At 64.4% G+C, this 18519-nt stretch carries 19 protein-coding genes and 1 riboswitch; of the genes, 13 read left to right on the plus strand and 6 right to left on the minus strand.

What is annotated here, in order from left to right:
* Positions 1-166: 166 nt before the first annotated feature.
* Both AC5WEY_RS11215 and AC5WEY_RS11220 read right to left on the minus strand, forming a co-directional pair.
* Complete coding sequence (locus AC5WEY_RS11215) at positions 167-721, minus strand: DUF6764 family protein (protein ID WP_495645957.1); 555 nt, start codon at positions 719-721, stop codon at positions 167-169.
* A gap of 604 nt (positions 722-1325) precedes the next feature.
* The gene (locus AC5WEY_RS11220) at positions 1326-1790 is read right to left on the minus strand and encodes a tRNA (cytidine(34)-2'-O)-methyltransferase (RefSeq protein WP_200936495.1); all 465 of its coding nucleotides are present in this window, start codon (positions 1788-1790) and stop codon (positions 1326-1328) included.
* A 33-nt stretch (positions 1791-1823) separates the two neighbouring features.
* Here AC5WEY_RS11220 and AC5WEY_RS11225 point away from each other — a divergent pair, with 33 nt between their 5' ends.
* The 3 genes from AC5WEY_RS11225 to AC5WEY_RS11235 are packed head-to-tail and all read left to right on the plus strand — an operon-like array spanning position 1824 to position 3674.
* Entirely contained in the window at positions 1824-2432 is a 609-nt protein-coding gene (locus AC5WEY_RS11225) for a pentapeptide repeat-containing protein (RefSeq protein WP_495645958.1), read from the plus strand.
* A 55-nt stretch (positions 2433-2487) separates the two neighbouring features.
* Entirely contained in the window at positions 2488-3345 is an 858-nt protein-coding gene (locus tag AC5WEY_RS11230; RefSeq protein ID WP_495645959.1) for a bifunctional methylenetetrahydrofolate dehydrogenase/methenyltetrahydrofolate cyclohydrolase, read from the plus strand.
* 11 nt (positions 3346-3356) lie between these two features.
* Positions 3357-3674 (plus strand): DUF3017 domain-containing protein, encoded by a 318-nt coding sequence (locus tag AC5WEY_RS11235; RefSeq protein ID WP_057475606.1) that lies wholly within the window; start codon positions 3357-3359, stop codon positions 3672-3674.
* A gap of 25 nt (positions 3675-3699) precedes the next feature.
* Here AC5WEY_RS11235 and metX read toward each other — a convergent pair whose 3' ends face one another.
* Positions 3700-4845, minus strand: coding sequence for a homoserine O-acetyltransferase MetX (gene metX / locus AC5WEY_RS11240; RefSeq protein WP_057475605.1), 1146 nt, complete (start codon positions 4843-4845; stop codon positions 3700-3702).
* On the minus strand, positions 4842-6191 hold the full coding sequence (locus AC5WEY_RS11245) for a bifunctional o-acetylhomoserine/o-acetylserine sulfhydrylase (RefSeq protein WP_080730450.1): 1350 nt from the start codon (positions 6189-6191) through the stop codon (positions 4842-4844). The genes metX and AC5WEY_RS11245 overlap by 4 nt, the downstream gene beginning before the upstream one ends.
* A 172-nt stretch (positions 6192-6363) precedes the next feature.
* A riboswitch (SAM riboswitch) is annotated at positions 6364-6486 on the minus strand.
* A gap of 351 nt (positions 6487-6837) precedes the next feature.
* Between AC5WEY_RS11245 and AC5WEY_RS11250 the strand changes: the two genes are divergently transcribed.
* Positions 6838-7980, plus strand: a complete 1143-nt coding sequence (locus AC5WEY_RS11250; RefSeq protein ID WP_057475786.1) for an MFS transporter — start codon at positions 6838-6840, stop codon at positions 7978-7980.
* 14 nt (positions 7981-7994) lie between these two features.
* On the opposite strand, the gene AC5WEY_RS11255 is transcribed toward AC5WEY_RS11250, so the two are convergent.
* A complete protein-coding gene (locus AC5WEY_RS11255) occupies positions 7995-9050 on the minus strand; it encodes an ABC transporter substrate-binding protein (RefSeq protein WP_495645960.1) in 1056 nt (351 codons plus the stop codon).
* 165 nt (positions 9051-9215) lie between these two features.
* Between AC5WEY_RS11255 and AC5WEY_RS11260 the strand changes: the two genes are divergently transcribed.
* From AC5WEY_RS11260 to yhjD, 9 genes are all read left to right on the plus strand, one after another.
* Positions 9216-9890: a response regulator transcription factor gene (locus tag AC5WEY_RS11260; protein ID WP_057475603.1), complete on the plus strand. Its 675-nt coding sequence runs from the start codon at positions 9216-9218 to the stop codon at positions 9888-9890.
* The gene (locus AC5WEY_RS11265) at positions 9890-10861 is read left to right on the plus strand and encodes a HAMP domain-containing sensor histidine kinase (protein ID WP_082520774.1); all 972 of its coding nucleotides are present in this window, start codon (positions 9890-9892) and stop codon (positions 10859-10861) included. The genes AC5WEY_RS11260 and AC5WEY_RS11265 overlap by 1 nt, the downstream gene beginning before the upstream one ends.
* Before the next feature lie 88 nt (positions 10862-10949).
* Positions 10950-12380, plus strand: coding sequence for a DUF4153 domain-containing protein (locus AC5WEY_RS11270; RefSeq protein ID WP_495645961.1), 1431 nt, complete (start codon positions 10950-10952; stop codon positions 12378-12380).
* 39 nt (positions 12381-12419) lie between these two features.
* A complete protein-coding gene (locus AC5WEY_RS11275; protein ID WP_057475600.1) occupies positions 12420-12704 on the plus strand; it encodes a DUF6412 domain-containing protein in 285 nt (94 codons plus the stop codon).
* Positions 12705-12765: 61 nt separating this feature from the next.
* A complete protein-coding gene (locus AC5WEY_RS11280) occupies positions 12766-13110 on the plus strand; it encodes a DUF6412 domain-containing protein (RefSeq protein ID WP_235581514.1) in 345 nt (114 codons plus the stop codon).
* 64 nt (positions 13111-13174) lie between these two features.
* A complete protein-coding gene (gene yidC, locus AC5WEY_RS11285) occupies positions 13175-14077 on the plus strand; it encodes a membrane protein insertase YidC (protein ID WP_495645962.1) in 903 nt (300 codons plus the stop codon).
* A gap of 71 nt (positions 14078-14148) precedes the next feature.
* The gene (locus tag AC5WEY_RS11290) at positions 14149-14955 is read left to right on the plus strand and encodes an exodeoxyribonuclease III (RefSeq protein WP_495645963.1); all 807 of its coding nucleotides are present in this window, start codon (positions 14149-14151) and stop codon (positions 14953-14955) included.
* A gap of 41 nt (positions 14956-14996) precedes the next feature.
* Positions 14997-16037 carry a tryptophan--tRNA ligase gene (gene trpS, locus AC5WEY_RS11295; RefSeq protein WP_495645964.1) on the plus strand — a complete coding sequence of 347 codons (1041 nt, stop codon included), beginning with the start codon at positions 14997-14999 and terminating at the stop codon, positions 16035-16037.
* Positions 16038-16121: 84 nt separating this feature from the next.
* A complete protein-coding gene (gene yhjD, locus AC5WEY_RS11300) occupies positions 16122-17141 on the plus strand; it encodes an inner membrane protein YhjD (protein WP_495645965.1) in 1020 nt (339 codons plus the stop codon).
* A 33-nt stretch (positions 17142-17174) separates the two neighbouring features.
* Here yhjD and AC5WEY_RS11305 read toward each other — a convergent pair whose 3' ends face one another.
* The gene (locus tag AC5WEY_RS11305; protein WP_495645966.1) at positions 17175-18488 is read right to left on the minus strand and encodes a D-alanyl-D-alanine carboxypeptidase family protein; all 1314 of its coding nucleotides are present in this window, start codon (positions 18486-18488) and stop codon (positions 17175-17177) included.
* Positions 18489-18519 lie beyond the last annotated feature (31 nt).

Raw genomic sequence — 18519 nt, forward strand, 5'->3', positions numbered from 1 at the left:
CGAAACCTCGACGCGGTGGCCGCTCATACCGCACACGGTGCGTCTTCCACAGTCTCTGAGTTCGCTGCGACTGTGTTGTCAGCACGCGTCGGCGGAGCCGATCACCTCAAGCCTTGGCTTCGGGTAACCGGCTCCGTTCGACGACCGGGGATCGAGTCCCCGAAGATCAGCTACCGAGGACGCAGAACTGACCGCTGGAAAGATTCAGCGCCAGAGAGAGCGGTCCGACGCAATCGACACCCCGGCCCTCGGAGGTGGCACCGGAGCCCCACCCGGCGACGGCGAGAGTGGTCTGGCCGGCGTCGGCCCACGAGTGTGCGATGCCTCCACCCAGTGCGAAGGCGTAGGCCGTACCCGCGTTCTTGCTCGCTCCGAGTGCGACGCCGAATCCGTTGGCAAATGTGGCCGTCGATCCGGGACCGTCGTTGACGCTGACCGCGGTACCGCTGTCAGCGGCACCGGCGGTGGCCCGGCCGGTGCCCTCCGAAGTGGCACCGCAACTCGCGGTGCCGTCGACCTGGATGTCGTTGGCCGAGGGCGGAGACACGCAGTTGACTGGGGCGGCCGACGCGGTGGCGGTGCCCATCAGCGCTGCGGCGGTCATTCCTGAACCGAGAGCGAATATTGCTGCGGTACGGGCAATTCGGTTACCGAACCGACTCGACGATCGCGTGGTGGAGGAGTAGGAAGAAGAACGGCGGGGCTGGGAAACAGAGAACAACAGAAAGCTCCTTCACGAACGAAACGGGTCGATGCGGCACACCGTACCCCGCTCGAGTCCTTCACGGCAGCATGCTGCCGAGGTTTGTATAACGGTGCCGCTGGCATCCGGGAATGAATCGTCGCGGAAGTGAGGTTTCCGGACCCTGGCCAAAGCTGTTTGCACCGCCGATCGAGCGCCGAAGGCAGTGTTCCGGCCAGCGGTGAATAAGTCGAATCCAATTCTCTTACTTGCTATTTAGATATTCGGATCAGTCCTGTCCGTCGTGTCGGGCTGGGCTTGGAGCGCTGCCCGGGCGTGTGCACCGACGCCCGTCCATCGCCAGGAAATCGTTACCGACAGCTGTCGACCGGCACTGGGCGCGGGCACGTCGAACACCGCCGATCCCATAGAGGCAGGATCGACGATATCGAGCTCTGAGGGGAGCCGTCGCGGTTCGGTGTCACAGCAGAAGTGTCCGGCCATTTGTCGACGCTCACAATTGATTTCGCGTAACAGAACGGGGCGGCCCGGCCGAAGCCAGGTACGTGGTGAATCGGTCCGTTGTGCTGCAGATGTCATGAAACGCACGCTAGGGCTTCGAGCGCACTCGAACGCAACCCCGTCAGACGCTGCCCTCGTACCCGTGTTGCCGCCATGCCTCGTACATCGTCACCGCCGCTGCGTTGGCGAGGTTGAGTGATCGACGGCCGGGAATCATCGGTATGCGAAGGCGGTCGCTCACGTGTGGGTCGTCGAGAACCTCGTCGGGGAGTCCTGTGGGTTCCGGACCGAAGAGGAGAACATCGCCGGGCTCGTACGCGACGTCGGAGTAGGAGCGTGTGGCGTGGGCGGTGTAGGCGAACACTCGCGTCGGTGCCAGAGCCGACCAGGCCGACGGCAAGTCTCGGTGCACGGTGACGGACGCCAGATCGTGGTAGTCCAAGCCGGCACGTTTGAGCTTCGGCTCGGACATGTCGAAACCGAGCGGACCCACCAGGTGCAGTTCGCATCCGGTGCCGGCGACCAGGCGAATTGCGTTGCCGGTGTTCTGGGGGATTCGGGGCTCGAAGAACATCAGTCGAAACACCCGGTTCACTCTGCCACCACGAACCGAGGGAGTATGGGGCAGGTGGACGACGAGCAGATCATCGGTGAAGATTTTTCCGACTCTCGACTGGACGGGCAGGAGTGGAACGGCAGGCAGTTCGTCCGGTGCACCTTTCGTGATGCCGACATGAGCGGAGTTCGAACCGACTCGGTCGTGTTCACCGAATGCGATTTCACCGGCACCGACCTGACCGAATCGATCCACACGAATTCTGCTTTTCGCTCGTGCACCTTCACTCGGACAAATTTGCAGCACAGTACATTTCGCCACTCGACCATGATGGGTTCGGTGTTCGTGGACAGCCGGATGCGGCCCGCGACCTATGACGAGGTCGATTTCACTCTGGCGGCGTTGGGCAACGTCGACCTGCGCGGTCTCGACCTCACGGGGTGCCGGATGCGGGAGACGAATCTGGTGTCTGCAGATTTTCGGAAAGCAACGGTGCGTTCGGTCGATTTTTCCGGGGCCCGTACCGTCGACGCCAAGTTCGACGAGGCCGACCTACGCGGAGCCGTCGCCGATCCGTCCCTGTGGGTGAGCGCGAGCGTCCGGGGTGCCAAGATCGAGCTGATGCAGGCCGTGGCATACGCGGGAGCGCACGGTCTCGTCGTGGAAGGCTGACGCGGTCTTCGGACCGGCGCGGCACGGGTGACCCCGAGCCTGGAACAATGGCCGGGTGACTGCAACGATCCTCGATGGCAAAGCGACCCGTGACGAGATATTCGTCGATCTCACCGCCCGCGTGGCAGCGCTGCGGGAGCAGGGCATCACCCCAGGGCTGGCCACTGTCTTGGTGGGAGACGACCCGGGTTCTGCGGCGTACGTCCGGGGCAAGCACAACGACTGCGCGAAGGTCGGGATCACCTCGATTCGTCGCGATCTGCCCGCGGACATCACCCAGGCGGATCTCGAAGCAGTGATCGACGAACTCAACGCCAACCCCTACTGCACCGGATACATCGTGCAGCTGCCGTTGCCGAAACATCTCGACGAGAATGCTGCTCTGGAACGGATCGACCCGGACAAGGACGCCGACGGCCTCCATCCGATCAACCTGGGCCGTTTGGTGCTCGGTAAAGACGCTGCGCTGCCGTGCACGCCCCGTGGCATCGTGCACCTGTTGCGTCGCTACGACGTGGCACTCGACGGCGCGCACGCCGTGGTCATCGGCCGCGGCGTCACTGTCGGTCGCCCCATCGGTCTGTTGCTCACGAGACGTTCGGAGAACGCCACGGTCACGTTGTGCCACACCGGGACTCGCGATCTTGCCGCTGAAGTCTCCCGCGCTGACATCATCGTTGCTGCCGCTGGGGTTCCGGGACTGATCACCGCAGACATGGTCAAGCCCGGTGCCGCCGTGCTCGATGTCGGCGTGACCCGCACCGAGGACGGATTGCGCGGGGACGTTGCCGACGGTGTTGCCGAGGTAGCAGGTTTCCTCTCGCCCAACCCCGGCGGCGTCGGACCTCTCACTCGAGCGTTCTTGCTCACCAACGTCGTCGAGCGCGCCGAGCGCACCGCAGCCGAGAGCTGAGCGATCCGAGCATGAACGCCGCCGAGGATGCACGAGCTGAATCCGACCAGGGATTTCGTGCAGCCGTAGCCCGCAACCTGCCGATCGTCGCGGTGTCGGTCGTCGTGCTGGCGGCGCTTGTTCTGGTGTTGGCGGATCGCTGGCGGCGCGGCGCGTTCATCTTCGGATGTGCGGCGCTACTGGCCGCGGTGCTACGACTGTGCTTGCCCGAATCTCGGGTAGGAACCCTGAGCGTGCGCAGTCGTGCATTCGACGTGCTCGCGTTGGGTTGCGTCGGCGGAGCGATCGTGTTCTTGTCGCTGTCGATCGATCCGCTCGGAACCGACTGATTCCCGCAGCGGAGCCGCAGAAGTGTCAGCGGCGTCCGAGGCGAGCGAGCTCCATCGTCTCGGCGAGCAGCTTCGCCACCGAATCGGCTTCGGTGAGGAATCCGTCGTGCCCGTCGCGGGATTGGATCACTTCCAGTCCGCGGCACTGGGGGAGTTCGCGAGCGATCTCCTTCTGCAAGCGCAGTGGATAGAGACGATCCGAATCGACGCCGCCGACGATGGTCGGAACCGGTACCGACGCAAGAGCTTCGGCTACACCGCCGCGGCCACGACCGACGTCGTGACGGTTCATCGCCTCGGTGAGCAGAACGTACGTCGCCGCGTCGAACCGATTGACCAGCTTGGCGGCCTGGTGCTCGAGGTAGCTCTGAACCGAGTAGCGACCGCCGGCCCACGGATCTTCGTCGTTCTGCGCAGAGTTGCCGAACCGAATGTCGAGTTCGCTCTCGGTGCGATACGTCAGATGGGCGATGCGTCGTGCGATGCCCAGTCCGGCCGTCGGAGATGTTCCGGTCGCGTGGTAGTTACCGCCGAGCCACCCCGGATCCGCCTTGATAGCGGCGATCTGCGTTGTCTGGGTGCCGATCTGATCAGCTGTCGCGCGGGCGCCGACTGCCAGAACCAGTGCAGCTGCCACACGATCGGGGCGACTCACGATCCATTCGAGGGTCCGCATGCCGCCCATCGAGCCGCCGACGACAGCGGCGAACCGGTCGATGCCCAGTGCGTCGGCGACGGCTGCCTCGGCCGCGACCTGATCGCGGATGGAGATTTCGGGGAACGTCGAACCGTACGGTGTGCCATCGGGTGACAAGCTGCTCGGCCCGGTGGTGCCGCCGCACCCGCCGAGCACGTTGGTTGCGAGCACACACCACTCGTCGGTGTCGATAGGGCGCCCGGGCCCGACCATTCCGTTCCACCAACCGGGCAGAGCATGATCGGCGTCCGGCGGGCCGGACACGTGCGAATCGCCCGTCAGGGCATGTTCGACCAGAACGACATTGCTGCGGTCGGTGGCGAGTTCGCCCCACCGCTGCACCGCGACGGTGACCTGGGGAATACGAGCGCCGTTCTCGAGATCGAGACCGCCGATGTCTATGGTGCCCAGCCGGCCGTCCGGAGACGGAAGAACCGCCTCCGGACGAACGCCTGTGTCGCAGCTGTGACTCAAGATGCCGCCGCGCTGAAGCCGACCTCGAGGTCGGCGATGATGTCGTCGATTCCTTCGATTCCCACTGCCAGGCGAACCAGGCCGGGTGTCACTCCCGATGCCAGCTGCTCTTCGGGAGTCAACTGGGAATGGGTGGTGGACGCGGGATGAATGACGAGTGAGCGCACGTCTCCGATGTTAGCGACGTGGCTGTGCAGTGTGAGCGCGTTGACGAACTTCTTGCCCGCGTCCACTCCGCCCTTCAACTCGAAGGCGACGATCGCACCCTGCCCCTTGGGCAACAACTCCTGGCCGCGTCGGTACCACGGAGACGATTCGAGTCCGGCGTAGTTGATCGAGACGACGTCGTCGCGGCCGGCGAGGAACTCGGCCACCTTCTGTGCGTTCGCCACATGCCGCTCGATTCGCAGGCTCAACGTCTCGATGCCTTGGCTGATGAGGAAGGCGTTGAACGGCGAGACCGCCGCACCGATGTCACGCAGCAACTGCACGCGTGCCTTCAATGCAAATGCGGGCGCGCCTAGATCGGCGAAGACCACACCGTGGTAGCTCGGATCCGCGGTGGTGAAGTTGGGGTGGCGGCCCTGGGTCCAATCGAAGGTGCCACCGTCGACGATGACGCCCGCGATGGCCGTGCCGTGCCCGCCCAGATACTTGGTCGCCGAGTGCACGACGATGTCGGCACCGTGCTTCAGGGGCTGTAGCAGGTACGGCGTCGCTACCGTGTTGTCCACGATCAACGGGATGCCGTTCTCGTGGGCTACCGCCGAGATACCGGGGATGTCGAGAATGTCGTTCTTCGGGTTGGAGATCGATTCGCCGTAGAACGCCTTGGTCGACGGCGTGATCGCGGCACGCCACTGCTCGAGATCATCGGGATCGTCGACAAACGAGACGGTGATGCCCAGCTTGGGGAGCGTGTAGTGGAAGAGGTTGTACGTGCCGCCGTACAGCCGCGGGCTCGAGACGATGTGGTCGCCTGCTTCCGCGAGGTTGAGAATCGCGAACGTCTCGGCGGCCTGACCCGATGCGAGCAAGAGCGCGGCGACGCCACCTTCGAGGGCGGCGATGCGCTGCTCGACGACGTCCTGCGTCGGGTTGATGATGCGGGTATAGATATTGCCCGGCTCCGCCAGACCGAACAACGCGGCCGCGTGATCGGTGTTGTCGAACGTGTACGAGGTGGTCTGGTAGATCGGCAAGGCGCGAGCGTTGGTAGCGCCGTCCGGGGTCTGGCCCGAGTGAATCTGCTTGGTCTCGAAGCTCCAGTTGGCAGCCGGATCGGTGAACGGATCCTCGGTGGGTGCTCCGGTGGCGTCGACGATGTCGGGGGTCGAATCGGTCATGGCTGGTGATACTCCGTTTTCTTGAGACGAGTCTGTCTACGACGAATCGAATGTCGAATGATGCTCGAGAAGTCGAGCGTTACGGGGCGTATCGGTACAGCAACACATGAGAGAACCTCCTGACAGGCCTCGGCCCCAGGAGGCCGAAGATTCAGTGGGTCCGCTGCCTGCGGACCCGCGCTTGTCGATCCGGTACTCGCGTGCCGGATCGGCCTGGTCGTTCACCCGGGGCACCCCACCGCGGTTGGAGGGTTGCCGGCCAGCAAGCCGGGGCTCGATGCTGGCACTCATGACCTGGCGAAGATGTTACCGGGTGCGGACATGGCACAGAAACAAGGGCTCGGTGCGTCGGCCGGTGGGGCTCGAGCAGATGCTCGGGTGAGGACAATCACCGCGCTGCGACTCGAAAACCAGTTGCCCGAGGGAAGACAATGAACGGGCTGGCTGTTCTCTTACTCGGTTGTGCTGTGCTGAATCGATTCGGCCGGCCGCCGTTCTTGTTGCTCACTCACCCGATCGAAACGAAGGTAGTACCGCTGTGACTGTCACCGATTCCGCTTTGTCCCGAGTCAGCGCTGTGCGCGGCAGGGTGTCGAGTGGTCTGAGTGTCAGTCATCGACCGCACTCGACCCGTCGCAAACTCGCGATGTTGGCCCTGTCCATCGGCGGCTTCGGCATCGGCACCACGGAATTTGCGTCGATGGGCTTGCTGCCGGACATCGCCACCACGATGGGGATCTCCGAGCCTTCCGCGGGTCACATGATCTCTGCCTACGCGCTGGGCGTCGTGGTCGGCGCGCCCACCATCGCTGCCCTGGCTGCGCGCGTTCCCCGGCGGATGTTGCTGCTGGTGCTGATGGTCGCCTTCACCCTGGGCAACATCGGCACGGTGTTCGCACCCAGCTTCAACGAGCTGGTCGCTTCGCGATTCGTCGCCGGCCTGCCGCACGGCGCGTACTTCGGAGTGGCTGCGCTGGTGGCTGCACACCTGGCCGAGCCGGGTAAACGGGCCAAAGCTGTCGCGATGGTGATGATGGGCCTTTCGGTCGCCAACGTCGTCGGCGTACCGGTCGCAACCTGGATCGGGCAGGCGCTGGGTTGGCGCAGTGCGTTCGCTCTCGTAGCGGTCATCGGTGCCCTCACGGTCGCCGCGCTCGCTGTGTGGATGCCGCGCCTCGACGCCATGCCGACCACCAGTCCCATCACCGAACTGGGTGCGCTGCGCCGCAGTCAGGTCTGGATGACCCTGTTCGTGGGCATCGTCGGATTCGGTGGCATGTTCGCGGTGTACACCTACATCGCGTCGACGCTGACCGATGTCGCCGGCCTTGCTCGCGCGCTCGTTCCGGTCGCCCTGATGATCTATGGACTCGGGATGGTTGCAGGCAACTACGCGGGCGGCTGGCTGGCCGACCGATACCAGCTCAAGGGCACTTTCGTCGGCCTGGCTGCAACTGCAGTGTTCTTGGCGATGTTCGTGGCAGCGGCCCACAATCCGGTCACCGCTCTGCTTCTGGTGTTCCTGATCGGCGCGTCCGGCTCCTCGGTGGTTCCGGGGCTGCAAACGAGATTGATGGACGTGGCCGAAGACGCTCAGACGCTGGCCGCGTCGCTGAATCACGCCGCATTCAACCTGGCCAATGCCATCGGAGCCGCAGTCGGTGGTGCCGTGATCGCCGCCGGATTCGGCTACACGGCACCCGCGGCCGTCGGCTCGGGCCTGGCGGTGGCCGGTCTCGGTGTGCTGGCCACCGCCATGTGGATGGACAAGCGCGCGGCCGCGAAGTAGGCCGCCCGGTTCTGTCAGCCGGTGATCGTCGCTGCCGTTCCGTCGAGTGCGTCGGTCAGCGCCGGGGTCAGCTTGTCGATCACATACGGCAGGCTCAGCACGCTTGTGAAATAGATCGCCCCGGCCGTCACCCCGTCGGTGAAGACCAGATTGCCGTCCTGCACCGGCTCCAGCGCGTTGTACACCGCTTCTTTCTCCAACTGCGCGCGGTCGCCGGGCCCCTCGGTTCCCCAGATCAACACGTCGGCGACGTCGAGTACAGACAGGTTCTCCAGCGGAATACTGGCTTGAGCGCTACCGTCGGCCGGAACGTACGCGTCGATGTCGTCGGGGATCGCGAAGCCTAGCTCGGTGAGAAAGTCGGTGCTCAGTCCGTCCTGGTACGCAATCGCCTTGCCCTCGTAGAACGCGTTCTGCAAGAAGATCGCTTTCTTGCCTGCGAATTCCGGGTGGGCGGCAGCGGCGTCCGCGAACTTCTGGTTCACTCCGTCGATCAAGGCATCGACCTCGATCTTCCGGCCCAGAGCGCGTCCGATTTTCTCTGCCTGCACGTCCCACGGCTCGAAGTAGGCGGTCGACGCATCGGACTGCGCGAGCGTCGGTGCGATGTCGCTGAGAGTGTCGTACGTGTCCGCCGTCAGGCCTGCATTGGTGGCGATGATCAGATCGGGCTCGAGTGCGGCGATCTTCTCTGTCTCGAATCCATCGTCGTTCGAGAGAACCTCGGGCTGCGCGTCACCGAGCGCTTCCTGGGCCCACGGCCACGTTGCGTAGGGCTGTTCGCCGTACCACTCGGTGACGCCGACGGGTACGACGCCGAGCGCCAGGACGGTGTCCTGCTCGGTGTACCCCGCCACGACGATGCGAGTCGGTTCCGCGGGAACGACGGTCTCGCCGAACGCGTGCTCGATCGTGACCGGAAATGCGGACGAGCCGGCCGTGGAGCCCGTGCCCGTGCCCGCGGCAGGCGACGGCTCGTCATTCGAGTTCGAGCAGGCGCTGAGGAGCCCCGTGGTGGTCAGCGCTATCGCGAACACCGCCAGAGTCGTGCGGAATGGTCGGGTGTGCATCGACATGCCTTTCGGAAGGGTTGGCTAACAAACAGTAGGATAGCCGACCCTAATTCTTCTGTGCGGCCGAGCACGGAATCGACTTGACGGTAGGACCCGAACCTTCACTGAACCTCCACATTTCCCGACGGGCTCCTCCTTGTGTGCCCTCTAGGGTCAGTTCTCATGAGCCGCACAGTTCTCGTCGTGGACGACGAGCCCACGATCTCCGACGCCGTAGCGGCGCGACTCCGTGGCGAGGGGTACGAGGTCGTCACCGCAGCCGATGGCCCCGCCGCGGTCGAGGCCTGTGCACGATTCGATCCCGACCTTGTGGTTCTCGACCTGATGCTGCCCGGTTACGACGGGCTCGAGGTGTGCCGTCGAATTCAAGCGTCCCGGCCGGTGCCGGTGTTGATGCTGACGGCCAAGTCCGACGAGACCGACATGCTCGTCGGCCTCGGTGTCGGCGCGGACGACTATCTGGGTAAGCCGTTCAGTATGCGGGAGTTGGTCGCTCGCGTGCACGCGTTGATTCGGCGCGCCGAGCGATCGGCCACCGTCGAATCCCACTCCGTCCGAATCGGCGACCTGCAGATCGATCACCGTGAACGACGGGTGTCCAACGACTCCGGCGACATCCATTTGACCAGAACGGAATTCGACATCCTGGCTTATCTCGCTGCCCGTCCCCGGACCGCTGTCTCTCGAGAGACTCTGCTGTCGCAATTGTGGGGCTGGGACGATTCCGCGAGCAGCCGAACCGTCGACTCTCACGTGAAAGCATTGCGCCGCAAGCTCGGTGGCGATCTCATCCGAACGGTGCACGGTGTCGGGTATGCCGTGGAGTCGCCGCGATGATGCGCATGCTGCCGCGCCCGTTGGATCCCTTGCGCTCGTTCAAGCTCAAGGTCTCGTTCGTCGTAGGCACGGTGTTGGTCTTGGCGAGTGTCGTCTTCTGGATCGGGGCGGGCTGGCAATTTCGCTACACCCTGCTCGCTGCGCTCGTGGTCTCCTTGGCCGCAACACAATTCGTCGCTCACGGAATGACGTCGCCGCTACGCGAGATGACCTCGGCAGCCAGGGCGATGGCGCGCGGCGACTACTCGAAACGCGTGCGGGCGACGTCGCGGGACGAGGTGGGAGAGCTGGCCACCGCGTTCAACACCATGGCAGACGATCTGGAAGCCGCCGAGAAGTATCGCCGGGAACTGATCGGCAACGTCTCGCACGAGTTGAAGACGCCCATCGCTGCCCTGCGTGCGGTGTTGGAGAACATGGTCGACGGGGTGACCGACGCGAATCCCGCAACGCTGTCCGTGGCACTGCACCAGACCGAGAGACTGGGCGATCTGGTCAGCGAGCTGCTCGACCTGTCGCGAGTGGAGGGCGGTGTCCTCACCATTGCCCCAGAGGAGTTCGCGGTGCGGCAGTTCCTCGATGATGCGATCTCCGTTCACCGAGAACGAGTGTCGATCGTCGTCGCGCCCGGTGATTCGACCGTCGTGGCCGACCGCTCCCGTATGACACAGGTGATCACCAACCTCGTCGACAACGCGGTGCGGCATTCCCCCCATTCGAGCACTGTGACGCTGCGGGCCCATCGAATCGAAGGAGCGTATGCCTTCGACGTCATCGATCAAGGCCCAGGCATCGCGCCGGCCGACCGCAGTACGGTGTTCGATCGATTCACCCGCGGCGGATCCACCGACGGCGGAACAGGTCTCGGCCTCGGCATCGCCCGCTGGGCCACGGAACTGCACGGTGGAACCATCGAAGTTCTCGACAGCGAATTCGGCTGCCATATCAGAGTGGCCATCCCCGAGCACTGACTTTCTCGATCCATCCGAACCGCGACTGCTCGTCTCCGGACTGCAGCCGCCGACCTTCCATGCCCGAAACACAGAAAAGGGACGAGCCATGAGCACGATCGACATTCCGATTCATCAGAGTACGAAGCACGGGCGCTTTCCCTGGGGGCCGCGCACCTGGCCGGTGCTGCGGTATTCGCAGCCTCCTCGCGCGGCACTCCTCGGGTCGACTCTCGCCGGCCTGATCGGGGCAGTGACGTTGGTGAACATCATGTTCGGTGTGGCGATCACTGCCCTGGCCTTCGTGGGCGTGGTGCTCGCAGTGCGCAGCGGCAGGCTGTCGCGGTGGGAATGGGCGGGCGTGGCAGGGGTACTGGCGTTGGCCAGCGTGTCCGCCCTCCGAGCGGCCGAATGGATCGTGACGATGTCGACGACGCTTGCCATCGTGGTCGGGGTGGTGGTGCTCTCCCGCGCCTGGACCTGGACGGGAATTGCGCTCGGCGGTGTTCTGCCGTTCTTTCTGCCGGTGCGGGTGGCGCGGTGGACCCGACGCGGAGCCGGTTCGATCGATCTGCAGGGGCCTCGCCCGGTGCGGATCGGCATGGTGGCCGTCGTGACTGTGGCGCTCTGCGTCGTGTTCGCGGCGTTGTTCGGTGCGGCCGACAGGCGTTTCGCGGATGCACTGGGCGCGGTGACGCCCGAGTTCGATGCCGCATCGATCGTCGGACGCACCCTCGTCTTCGTATTCACCGCAGCAGGTGCGCTGGCCGTGGCATACGTCGCACTGCATCCGCCTCGGTTCGACCGCCTCGCACCGTCGTCGCGTAGAACACTGCGGTTGTGGGAGTGGATGGTTCCCCTGGGGGCGGTGGACGCGCTGTTCATCGTGTTCGTCGGATTCCAGGTGCCGACGCTGTTCGGCGGCCAGGGGCACGTTCTGACTACCGAGGGTCTGACCAACGCCGAGTACGCGCGGCAGGGCTTCTGGCAGTTGCTCGCGGTGACGGTGCTGACGTTGCTCGTCATCGCGGTCACCGTGACCAAGGCCGAGCGCCTCGCTCAACGCGACCGAATTGCGTTGCGTGTGCTGTTGGGCGCGCTGTGTGTCCTGTCGATGGTGATCGTGGCGTCGGCGCTGCATCGAATGTCGTTGTACGAGGCGCAGTACGGGTACACCACTCTCAGATTGTTCGTCACGGCCGTCGAGTGGTGGCTGGGATCGGTGTTCGTGCTCCTGCTCGCGGCCGGCGTGCGGATGTCGGGTCGCTGGATTCCACGAGCGGTGGGCGTCGGGGCGGTGCTCACTGTGCTCGCATTGGCGGCCCTGAATCCCGATGCGTACATCGCGCGCCACAACGTGGAGCGATTCGAGCAGACCGGCCGCATCGACTCGTTCTATCTGGGTGGGTTGTCGTCCGACGCCGACGCGGAGCTCGATCGACTTCCGGATTACATCCGTCCGTGCGTACAGGCCAGGGGCCCCGTGTTCACCGGTGATACGTGGCACCTGTGCACAGACCCGTCGGTATCTGTACCCTGAGTAACGACTCGGATCAGCGGCACGCCAGGGAGGTGGGGGATGAAGTACCAGAGCTTCGTCGTCACCTCGCTGCTTCTTCTGTCGCTGCTGCTGACGACGCCGGCCACGCCGGTGGACCTGGCACTCGTTCTCGTTGCGGCACTAGCGGTCTCGATGCTGCTCACACGCCGTGTCGATGTTCTGACCCTCCTTCGCCGGTTGTCGAACGTCGGACCCACCGCCGAGGAACGTCACCTACGAGGTGCGTTCCGCCGTCAGCATCGCCCGGATGCTCCGGGCCGTCCACAGCCACGAGCACCCGGCGCCCTGGTGGGGGCACTCTAGTTTCGAGTTCCCCCACGACTTCGCAACCCGTTGTCCGCGAAGCCTGCTCGAGGAACCGACGATGCTCGTATCTCGATCACACCCATGTCGCCTGGATGTTCGACGCCACGCGACCACACTCGTCGGCGTCATCGCCGTCCTGCTTGTTGTCCTCACAGTTGTCGACGCTCAACCTGCCGCCCAGATTGCGATGTTCGGTGCAGTGGTGGCGGCATCGCTGCTGACCTTCGGCGCGCCGGTCGATCCTGGGGCGGTCGCACCACGGTCGACGTGCGCCGGAGCTGCGGACGGCCGACGTCTTCGAGGATCCTTCCGTAGGCAGGAGCACCCCGATACTCCCGGCCGCCCCATGCCGAGAGCGCCCGGTTCGGTCTTTCGACCGGACCGGTGGCTCGTATTCTGCTGAGTCACTGCGAGATCCGGTCGAGACGCCTTCCGACCGACTTTCTCTCACAGTGAGGTGCTCCACCATGCTCGATTTCGTCTACTATCCCGTCTCCGCAGTCCTCTGGTTCTGGCACCGAGTCTTCGGCTTCGTGCTCGGACCCGACAACGGCTTCGCCTGGGCATTGGCGGTGATCTTTCTCGTCTTCACTCTGCGAGCGGTGTTGATCAAGCCGTTCGTCAGCCAGATTCGTTCTCAGCTCCTCATGAAGCAGCTGAAGCCCCAGCTCGAGGCCATCCGGAAGAAGCACTCCGGGGACCGGGCCCGGCAGGCCACCGAAACCCGGAAGCTGCAGCAGGAACACGGATTCAACCCCCTCATGGGATGTCTGCCACTGCTGGCGCAGGCCCCTGTGTTCATCGGCTTGCTTCACGTGCTGCGCTCGTTCAATCGAACCGGTACCGGATTCGGTCATCTCGGTATGACGGCGCAGGAGAATGCGAACACCGCGAACTACGTCTTCAGCGCCGGCGATGTGCAGTCCTTTCTCGACGCACGGCTCTTCGGTGCCCCGATCTCGGCTGCTGTCAGCAGCTCTCAGGAGGTTCTCGAAGCGTTCGGTCCGTTCGGGGGAGTGCCGTCCGTGTGGAGTATCGCGTTCGTTGCGGTGCCGTTGATGATCGTCGCTGCGATCGCGACGCATCTGAATTCCCGGGCGTCGATCGCCCGTCAGGACGCGACGGCGGCTGTGAACCCGCAGACGGCGATCATGAACAAGCTCACGCTCTGGGTGTTTCCGGCCGGGGTGCTGGTCGGCGGCTCGTTTCTACCGGTCGCGGTGCTTCTGTACTTCATGAGCAACAACATCTGGACCTACGTCCAACAGCACGTCGTCTACCGGCGCATCGATCGTGAGCCGGTGGTGGTGCCGGAGGTGACGTCGACGGTCACCGGTCCGAAGCCGGGGGCCAAACCTCGGCGTCGATGACCGGTCTGCGGAAATACCGCCGACGGACGGCGAACTGCCGTCTGTCGGCGGTCTCCGCTACGGTCGTCGGCGTGCCGATCACAATTTCCACAGTCAACGTCAACGGAATACGCGCTGCTGTTCGCAAGGGAATGCTGCCGTGGCTGGAGACCACCGATGCCGACGTCATCTGCCTGCAGGAGACTCGGGCCAACGACGGAGAACTGACCAAGGCGCTGGCACCGGCCCTCGATGCGGGGTGGCACCTTGCGTCGGCCGAACCGTCGGCGAAGGGTCGGAACGGTGTGGCGTTGCTGTCGAAGGCGGCACCCGATGCGATTCGCGTCGGCATCGGCGCTGTCGAGTTCGCCGATGCCGGCCGCTACATCGAAGGTGATTACGGAGATGTCACCGTGGCGAGCCTGTATCTGCCGTCGGGCGAGGTGGGTACCGATCGTCAGGACGAAAAAGAACGCTTCATGACCGCGTTCGCGAAGTACCTGAGTAAGTCGGCCAAGGCCGCGAAGTCCGCCGACCGGGACGTGGTGGTGTGCGGCGACTGGAACATCGCCCACACCGAGGCCGATCTGAAGGCCTGGAAGACGAACCGGAAGAACTCGGGGTTCTTGCCGGAGGAACGTGAGTGGGTGTCGAAACTGCTTGCCGAGAAGGCCCCGTGGACCGATGTCGTCCGGGCGCTGCACCCGGACGTCGAGGGGCCGTACAGCTGGTGGTCGTACCGAGGGAAGGCATTCGACAACGACGCCGGTTGGCGGATCGACTACCAGCTGGCGACGAGTGACCTCGCCGAGCGCGCCAAGGAAGCAATCACCGAGCGCGCCGAGGCGTACGACCAGCGATGGTCGGACCACGCTCCGGTGACGGTGCGCTACCGCTAGGCAAGATCCAGGTGTCGATCGCGCCGTGAAAAGATTGCACCATGTCTTCTCCCGACTCCATCGATACTCCGCAGGGTCCGCGTCGGCGGGTGCTCTCCGGCATCCAACCGACTGCCGATTCGTTCCATCTCGGCAACTACCTGGGTGCGGTGCGGAACTGGGTGGAGTTGCAGGACGAGTTCGACGCGTTCTACTTCATTCCTGATCTGCACGCCATCACTGTTCCGCAGGATCCCAAGGAACTGCGTCGGCGCACCAGAGTCGCTGCGGCGCAGTTGCTCGCAGTGGGTATCGACCCCGAGAAATCGACCTTGTTCGTACAGAGTCAGGTGCCCGAGCATGCGCAGTTGGCGTGGGTTCTCAACTGCATCACAGGGTTCGGCGAAGCGGCGCGGATGACGCAGTTCAAGGACAAATCGGCCAAGCAGGGCCGTGATCACACCAGCGTGGGGCTGTTCACCTATCCGATTCTGCAGGCCGCAGACATCCTGCTCTACCGACCCAACCTGGTTCCGGTGGGTGAGGATCAGCGTCAGCATCTGGAGTTGACACGTGATCTGGCGCAGCGATTCAACACCCGGTTCAAGAAGACGTTCGTTGTGCCCGACGCACACATCATCAAGGGCACCGCGAAGATATTCGATCTGCAAGATCCCACCGCGAAGATGAGCAAGTCCTCTTCCAATCCGGCGGGCATCATCAATATTCTCGACGATCCGAAGGTATCGGCGAAGAAGATTCGCTCGGCGGTGACCGACAACGAGCGCGACATCGTGTTCGATACCGAGAACAAGGCCGGGGTCAGTAATCTGCTGGTCATTCAGTCTGCACTGTCGGGTACGAGCATCGACGATCTCGTGACCGGATATGCCGGAAAAGGCTACGGCGACCTCAAATCCGACACCGCTGATGTCCTCACCGAGTTCGTAGTTCCGCTACGTGAGCGGATGGACGGGTTCATGGCCGACGTCGCCGAGTTGGATCGCATCCTCTCGGCGGGGGCCGACCGCGCCAGAGAAGTGGCGAGTCGAACGCTGGCTCAGGTCTACGACCGAGTGGGTTTCTTGCCCCCCGGCGCATAGCATTTACCACACACCGGGTTTCGCAGCGCAGCGATGCGGCGACACTCTTCGACAGCGGCCGACGACAGCGAAAAGGTGAGCGCGATGCCCGATTTCAAGGCCATGTTCGACGATCGGCGAGCCCGGTGGCCCTGGCTGGACCACACTGTCGTTGCAGCGCAGCGTTATCAAGGTCAGAAGGGTGACTACTACGCGGCCGGTATGACGTACTTCAGTGTGCTGGCATTGTTTCCGCTGCTGATGGTCGCGTTTGCGATCGCCGGCTTCGTACTGGTGAATCAGCCCGACTGGCTTGCCGAGATCCAGTCTCAGATCGCCGAGAACGTGCCGGGCACTTTCGGTGAGACCATCAACGACCTGATTCAGTCGGCCATCGAGTCACGCGCGAGTGTCGGTGTCATCGGCCTGCTCGGTGCGCTGTACGCCGGTCTCGGGTGGATCGCCAACCTTCGAGAAGCGCTGACCGCCATGTGGGAAAGCCAGCACGAGCAGGGTGGCTTTCTGGCGACGAAGGCCAAGGACTTCGCGGCGTTGCTCGGACTCGGAACCGCATTGGTTCTTTCGCTGGGCCTCTCGGCTCTGGCCGGTGGCGGCGTCATGCGCCGCATCCTCGAGTGGGCGAATCTCGACTCCGTACCGGGCGTGGGAGTTGCACTGCGCATATTTTCGGTGCTCCTCGCCTTGGCGGGCACGTGGGCACTGTTCACCTGGGTGATCTCACGCTTGCCGCGCGAACCGGTGTCGTGGCGCAGCGCCGCCAAGGGTGCACTGCTGGCCGCAATCGGGTTCGAGATCTTCAAGCAACTCGGTGCCCTCTATCTGGCGTCGGTGACCAGCGGTCCCGCAGGCGTCGTATTCGGACCCATCATCGGTCTGTTGGTGTTCGTGTTCACGACTTCACGGCTGGTGCTGTTCTCCACGTCGTTCGCCGCGACCACTCGCGAAAGCCTCGCAGAAGCCCACGTTCCGGCACCGGAACCCGCCGTGATCAACACCAGGGTCGAGGTCAGCGACGGGCCGGGTGTAACCGGCGGGCTGGCGTTGGTGGGTGCGGGTGTTCTCGCCGCGGTCGGAGTCGCGGGACTGCGCAACCGACGCCGCTGATACCTCGCGACGGCGGACGACCGAAGAGTCCGATCACCGGTTGCGCGAGAGCCGTCGAGCGCCCCAGAGCAGCCCGATCACCACGATCGCACCGATGACACCGATTGCGATGCGGACCACAGTGTCACCCTGGGCCTGCATCTCGGACTGGCGGGAACTGGACCCCGATGCCGTCGCGGGCGGCTGGGCCAGAGTCGGCGTCGCCTCGCTCGCACGGGTACTCGTCACCGCCGATACCGACTGCGGTTCGACGAGATTCCCGACAGTGCTGTTCGGGCCGAGGGCAAACCCGTAGTCCAGCAGTCGTGCCGCCTGCTCCCACGGACGTATCGGCAGCACATCGCCCTTCATGATGGTCACCACGAGGCGTCGACCATTGCGTTCGGCCCCGGCGACGAACGTCTGGCGGGCGTCGTCGGTGTACCCGGTCTTGCCGCCCAGAGCACCTTCGTAGTTGTAGAGCAGCTGATTGTCGTTGGAGAGTGCGAAGCCGGGTCGGTCCTGATCCTCCGGGATCGCAGGATCTTTCGGGTAGCCCGGAAACTGCACCATCGGCGTCGAAATCAGTTGCGCGAACGTGGAATTCTGCATTGCGGCACGGAAGATCAGGGCCAGATCGTACGCGGAGCTGGCCATCCCGGGGCCGTCGAGACCGGACGGCGTCGCGGTACGCGTGTCGAGTGCGCCCAGCTCTGCGGCCTTGGCATTCATCTTGTCGACAGTGGCCGCGTCCCCGCCGAGTTGGGTCGACAATGCGTGCGCCGCATCGTTTCCCGATGCCATGACCAATCCTTGCATCAGCTGCACATTGGTGTAGACGCCGTTCTTGCCGATGCCGACGGCGCTGCCCTCGGCTTCGGCATCTTCGGCGGTTGCGGTGATCTGGGTGCTCAAATTCAACTCGTCCAGTGCGACGAGGGCCAGCAGGATCTTGATCGTGCTGGCGGGTCGGTACCGTCCGTGTGGATCCTTGGCCGCAAGAACCGCACCCGAGTCCATGTCCGCCACCACGAACCCGGTGGCCGAAAGGTCTGCGGGTAGCGGGGGAGCGCCGTCCGGCACCACGGCTCCGCACTCGGCGAGGCGTTCGCCGCCGACGGCCTCAGCGGGGATCGGGAGTGGTTGCGGGGCAGTGCTTCCAGGGGCCGGTACCTCGGATAGGTCGATCGCCGGGGGAGGTGACGCGGCGTACGGGCATCTGTCTGTGTCCGGCGTCGTGAACGGCGGTGTTGTCGTCGTCGGAACCGCCGGCTCGGCGACAGGCTGCGCCATGGCCGGGCCGGCACCGATACCGACGAGAGCCATCGATATCGCCGACACGGCCAGCACACTTCTGATCCTTTTCATCGCGAATCACCATAGGCGCTGGGTGGCTCGT

It is taken from the genome of Rhodococcoides sp. S146-33 (assembly GCF_059489205.1).